Annotated in this window: 2 protein-coding genes; both read left to right on the top strand. The window is 40.6% G+C overall.

Features of this window, described 5'->3' with window-relative positions; genetic code table 11:
* On the top strand, positions 1-2,684 hold a 2,684-nt coding region (locus tag A6733_RS08960), incomplete at its 5' end, for a hypothetical protein (protein ID WP_176696780.1).
* 1,013 nt (positions 2,685-3,697) lie between these two features.
* Positions 3,698-6,748: a hypothetical protein gene (locus A6733_RS05570; protein ID WP_092460615.1), complete on the top strand. Its 3,051-nt coding sequence runs from the start codon at positions 3,698-3,700 to the stop codon at positions 6,746-6,748.
* The last annotated feature ends 73 nt before the right edge of the window (positions 6,749-6,821 follow it).

Below are 6,821 nucleotides of genomic sequence, written 5' to 3'. Positions count from 1 at the left end.
AAGGTAAAGCTCCTGCCAAAAAGCGTGGTATTGCTGCTGCTGTTTCTGGTTGTACTGTCGATCCGGATGTTTTGAGCGCGTTGGGTGTTGTTCTGTCTCCTGATGGTGTTCAGATAATTGCAGGTCTCTTTTTTAAAGTTGATGAATTAGCTAGACGTCTTTACGATATCCTGGTAGTCAAACAACTTCCATCAAGCTTGAGTGACAAACTTTCGTTGATTGAGCGAGCTGTTTGGCACAGTACCTATAGGAAAATGTGTGAAGATGTTTTTGTACTCGTGTGTCTTGGGGAGTACCATACTAAGCACCGCCCTGATTTTATACTTGCTCTTCCTAGAATTAAAGTATTACCGGTACTGTCGGATTTCCCGGACAGTGTTGCGGCGCCATTAGCTGGGGATAGTTTGCTAGATTTTTTGTCGAGACTAGATCGTGCTGTACGTACTAGGTTGGAGTCTATTTTTATCTCTAATTGGAACAAAGCTTCTGCCTCTCTGGAAGAGGTGGGCTTGAGTGATGTTAGTTGTAAAGATTTTGTCAGTGTCCTAGATACTGTTGGTATTCCTCAAGCAGCATTATCGATGCTGGTAGCAAGCTCCTCTATAGAGAAAGAAATAAACAGAGGTACTCTTAAACGTACAGCATCAGGAGTTATTACTGCTCCGGATGCTCCAGGTCCATCGGTACCCGGGTCCCGTTCTAATTTGTTTCGTAGGTGTTGTCAATCTTACTTACGATTAGGATCTTCTTCTGGTCCAACTCCAGCAAAAAAAAGACGCCCTCGCCCTATTAGAGATGTTGTTGTTCCTGTTTCTACGCATTCAGGGGCAAATGTAAACATTGTTCGTGCTCCTGTCTGGACGCCGCCTGTTATTGATACCCTACTTTCTGTTTCTGGTCCAACTGCAGCAAAAAAAAGACGCCCTCGACCTAGTAGAGGTGTTGTTTCTACGCATTCAGGGGCAAATGTAAACATTGTTCGTGCTCCTGTCTGGATGCCACCTGTTATTGATACCCTACTTTCTATTTCTGTTCCTTATTCACATGTTCGATGTATCGATTTGCTGGGTTTCAAGTTACATCCCGATAGTGTCGGGATAATTCATCGGCTCTTTTTTAGAATTCGTAAATTTTTCATGCACTCCTTGGGGAAGTCGACTGCAAGGTACATCTCAACTGCTGTGAGTAGTAAACTTTCAGGGGTTGGGAGAGTTATTTGGTTTAAAACTTATAGGGAACTGCACCTATGTAATTTTGTGTCTAAGTGTCTTTGTATTTACCATGCCAAGTACCGTCCTACGTTTATACGTGTTCTTGCTGATATTCGAGTATTATCAAGTTCCGCAGATCATAGTCCGGTTCCGTTAAGTGGAGATAGTTTAGTAGATTTTTTGTCAAGACTAGATTGTGTTATTGCTGATCTAGCGAGGGCTATGTTTAACTCGAAGTGGGATATGGAATCTGCTAAAATTTTTTCTGAACTAAAAGGTGAGTTATTGAGTAATGTTGTTTGTGAAGATTTTATTAAAGTCCTAAGTGATGCTGGCATTCCTATAGCAGCACGTTCGGTCTACCACAAATATACGAGAAGTAAAAGCTATGCGAAAAATAGGAGCGAGACGTTAGGGCGAAGGCGTGCGATAAGTAAAAGCAAGACATCAGTAGATAGTGGTGTAATTACAACTGAATGTGTGGCTTCAGTTGATGATGTTGCAAATCCTATGCAATCTTCGTCTTCAAGTGTACAGCTCCATCCTAAATTGTCTTCTGAACATGAATCATCACCTAAGTATCGTCTTCGGCCTAGGACCGTTTCCGTTTTTGACGAATCTTCTTCGAGTACCGATAATAGTGATTATTATTGTGGGTCTGGAGTTTTAGCAGGTGTATCATCTCCTGCGCCTTCATCTCCACCTTCGATTTCATTCGCACCTTTATCTCCTCCATCTTCATCTCCATCTCCATCTCCATCTGCTGAGTCTCATGACCTATCTGGGGTGCAATTAGGATCTTTGTTTCTATTAGAGGAGGATCCTGGTAAATCTACTTCTAGATTTGTTAAATTGCTTCATTGTAGAGATCAATCTCCTTCTAGATTTGTTAAATTGTTTTATTATAGGGATCAATCTTCTTCTGGACTTGTTAAATTGTTTTCTTGTAGAGATCAGTCTGCTAATGTATTTGCTACTAATGCTGATTCTACTTTTGTAGCGTTACCTGAAGGTGCTGGATCTTCTTCTTTGCCTCTCGCTGTTTCTGATTTGATAGTTTTGGAGGATGAATCATCTTCATCATCTGAGTCGGGATCTTCATCGTCTGAGTCGGGATCTTCATCCTCAGGATCTTCATCAGGACTATATGACGAAGATGTTTACTCTTCCTTTGTTACACAATTAGTTAGGGAATATTTAGAGGCGCCTACAAGTGGTAGTGTTGCTGCTGGATCTTCTTCCTCTTCTTTTTCTGCGGATGTTAGTGATGTTTCACCTGTAGTTGCTGGTACTTCTGCCGAGGATTATGATTTGGGATCTAGAATGGCAGAATTGCTTAATAGAGATATGCAAATTTCACCACTGCCCGTCGGCGAATCAAGTGGGTCGATAGGTGGTAGTGGTGGTTTGTCTTCCTCACTTCGGGGCAGTACTCAGGGAAGGAGTGGGCGGAAAAGGAAAAGGATGAGTTAATTTTAAGAATTGATCTTACTTATTATTATTAGTATTACACAATATTACGCATTTGCTGTTTGCAGGGGTGATTTTGTGCTATACCGATGTCCATCCCTGTTTTTTCTTGGTGCCTAGGTGTGGCTCGCGTTTTTCTCTTATGTTTATTTAGGTTTTTATGGGTAGGTTTTCTATCTTTATTTAATAACATGTGGCACATGCAGATATTCCACTTCCTAAAAAATTCTGCCCGGACGGTACCGTGTAGCGTATCCAGAGGAGCTTGATCCAAGCCAGAATAATTAATTTGCCACTTACAATTTTGTCGTTATCTTTTGCATTTTTTCTTACTTTTACCTATACCTATAAAACTAATTATTTGTAGAGTCATATAAAAACCTAATTCCATTTTTTGTTACGTAATAATATTATAGGCAATGCTTGGGAGTATACTATTGTCAATAACTTTTGATGGAATCTAATATCCACTTTGGTTGATTTTGTGTCAACGATATCACTTCTAAGGGCACTTTTTTTGTTATCTTGCACTTATTTTGTGCGTCGATTTGATACTATCAAGGGGTGCGTTTAACGTTCAGTCTGTTTTTTTGGGGGGAGTGTATTTGGTGCTGTACTGTTCTTTGCAGTGATACTCTATGAGATTTTGAGAAGAACATGTTTGTTGGTAGTTTCTACCATTTTTAAGAGCGATCTAGCTGTATGAGTTTGAGAATTTCAGCTTCCATTTGAATTCTTAGCAATTATAACATTTATTGATATATGCGGTTCATAGCAAAATTTCTTGTACTTAGATAATGATTGCACTTGGTGAGGAAGCAGGTTTATTTTAATTTTGTTTGGTGGCATGAGGACTATGACAGGTTACAAGGGAGGTTGTGAGGACATGGTTTCTGTATTAGTCCAGGTGATTTGATAGTAGTAACATACTACTTTGTTTATTGGTAGTGTTATGTGCGTTTCTTAATTTATAATAAATATAAGCCGTAAGAGCTATAATAATGCGAGGGGGTATTGTGCATCCTGTATCTGTAACTAGTGCTGCTGTTTCTAGTGATGTCCCAGAGAGAGGGGATAATAGTAGAGATAAGGAAGAGGAGATTACTGCAGGGAGTGATATTCCTGGAGGAGGTTTGCAGCAAGTTGAGGTTCATGCTACCGATGTTTTAGCTGCTACTGCTTCAACTACTGCTGATGTTGGGGGTAAGGGTGTGAGTACTAAGAATAGAGGTAAGGCTCCTGCCCAAAAGCATGGTGCTGCTGCTGTTTCTTCTTCAGGTTCTACTATTGATCAGGATGTTTTGAGTGCATTGGGTGTTGCTCTATCTCCTGATAGTGTTCAAATAATTGAAAATCTCTTTTTTGAAGTTGGTGCATTCGCTGGACGTATTTACAATGGTATGGTAAGCAAACAATTACCATCAGAAAAGCTTCCGTTGACTGTACGAGCTATTTGGTATAGTACTTATAGGAAAATGTGTGAATATGTTTTTGTATTCATGTGCCTTGGTGAGTACCACGATAAACATCGCCCTAGTTTTATACGTGCTCTTCCTAGGATTAAAGTACTGCCGGATCCCTCTGAGCATGTTGCAGTTCAGTTAACTGGGGATAGTTTGGTAGGTTTTTTATCTAGACTAGATTGTGCTGTTCGTAGCAAGGTGGAGTTTATTTTTAACTCTCATTGGAATGAAGTTTCTGTTTCTCTGGAAGGGGGGGCATTGAATGATGTTAGTTCCAAGGATTTTGTTAGTGCCCTCGACGCTACTGGTATTCCTGAAGTAGCATTATCGGTGCTGTTAGCAAATTCCACTATAAATCAAGCAATAGTTAAAGGCAAAATTAAACGTACAGAATTAGGAATTATTACTGCTCCAGATTCTGCAGCAGAAAAACACACGGGTGTCGATGGAGTTACTGTTTCTACGCGTTCTGAGGCAGATTCAAATACTATTTGTGCTCCTGTTTGGATACCACCTGTTAGTAATGATGAGGGGGGTGTTTTTGATGAGGATGAGGGTGTTCAATCTTCTTCTGTAGGACCTACCGAATTTAATCTGTTGCCCTCTATCGTAGATTCTGGTGCTGGATCTTCTTCTGATCCAGTTGCAGCAGAAGCACATATTGTTAGCGATAACCTTCATGTTCCTGTTTCTACTTGTTCTGAGGCAGTTATTATTCTTGTTCCTGTTTGTATACCGATTATTTCCGCTGAAGCTGGTGTTACGTCTCCCTCCATAATACTTTCCGAATTGAATTTGTTGCCTTATGTTAGAGATTCTAGTGCTGGATCCTCTTCTGATCCGACTGCAACAGAAAGAACTGCGGATAGTGATAGTGTTTCCCTTCCTGTTTCTAAGTGTTCTAAGACAAATATTATTCGTGCTCCTGTTTGGATGCCACCTGTTCTTAATGAGGGGGATGACCTACGTTCTGTTTCTATTCCTTCACGTATTCAATGTGTAGATTCGATGGGTGTCAAGTTACATTCTGCTAGTGCCAAACTAGTTCATGATCTCTTTTGTAACATTCGTGGGTCTTCCATGAAGTCTTTATCGAGATCGATTGCAAATTACATCTCAATTGCTTTGAGTAGTGAACTTTCTGGGGTTGGGCAAGCTATTTGGTTCAGAACTTATAGGGAACTGCATCTATGTAGTTTCATGTCCAGGTGTTTTTGTGTGTACCATTACAGGTACCGCCCTGCTTTTATACGTGCTATTGCTGATGTTGGATTACTATCACGTTCTCCTGGAGGTGGACTAGTTCCATTAATTGGAGGTGGGTTAGTAGATTTTTTATCGAGACTAGATTGTACTGTTCGTCAGCTAATAGAGACTATGTTTAGATCGAAGTGGGATACAGAAGCCGCTAAAGCTTGTTCTGGATTAGAATGCGGATCGTTAAGTGATGTTGTTTGTCAAGATTTTATTAAAGTTGCCGATATTGCTGGCATTCCTATGGCAGCACTTTCAGTCTACTACAAGTATATGAGAAATAGAAGATATGTGGTAGATGAAAGTGAGACATCAGGAAAAAGAAGCACGGTAAGTAAAAGCAAAAAATCAGTAAGTAGTAGTAAAATTACAAGTGAGGGTACGACTTCAGAAGGTGGTATTACAGGTCTTATGCATTCTTCATCTTTAGGTGTACAACTTCAGACTAAATTGTCATCTCGACCTAGACCCGGATCATTACCTAAGCGTCGTCTTCTATCTGAGATACAATTAGGACCTTTGTTGCTATTGGATAAGGAGAGTGATAGGTCTCCTAAATTTATTAGATCTCTTTTTTATAAAGATAAAGATCAACTCTCTAGTTTGTTTGCTACTGATGTTGCTTCCAATGTTTCTGTTTCTGACGAGTCTTCTTCAAGTACTGCTGATGATAGTACCTGTCATCATGATACTGCTGATGATGTTTTAGTCTCGACTGCGGAGGGTGTTGTTTCTGATTTGGGGGTTTCAGAAGATGATTCATCTTCATCTAAGTCAGGATCTGCATCTGTATCAGTACTATATGCTGATGTTTCCCCTTCTTCTCCAGAGTCACCTGCGGTATTGGTTAGGGAAGTTGGATCAACCGCGGAAATTGTTGTTTATGAGTCGGGAGTTTTAGTAGATGAATCAACTCCTGCGTCCTCGTCTGAGCAGATAATAGAGCCGATTACTACCCCTTCTTCTGTTTCTGCTGCTATAGGGATGGGGGAATCTTCCACTGCAGCTGGTAATAGTTCTTCTAGTTGTTTTCGCGGACCTAAGAAATTGTTTGTTATGCGTGCGTTAACTAAGGGTGCTTCTGAGGTGCCTACAAGTAGTGGTGCCGTTGCTGGATCTTCCTCTTCTGCATCTGGGGATGTTGGTAATGTTCAGCTAGTATCTGCTGCTGAGGAGGAGGATGTTGGAGTGAGATTGGCAGCATTGCTGAATCGGGGTCTCCCATCTTCACCACCGTCTGCCAGCGAATCAAGTAGCTCTACGAGAGGTGGTAGAGGTAGGTTGTCTTCTTCCTCACGTCAAGGTAGTGCTCTGAGGGGAAGTGGGCGTAAAAGGAAAAGGATGAGTTAGCTGTAAATTTATCCTATACTTTTTATATTAGTATTAATATAAACCACCGGAAAGAACGGTGTATTTAAGGATG

The sequence above is a fragment of the Candidatus Ichthyocystis sparus genome (assembly GCF_900078745.1).
Lineage (GTDB): Bacteria > Pseudomonadota > Gammaproteobacteria > Burkholderiales > 2013Ark19i > Ichthyocystis > Ichthyocystis sparus.
This window is presented reverse-complemented; position numbering and strand designations above follow the sequence as displayed.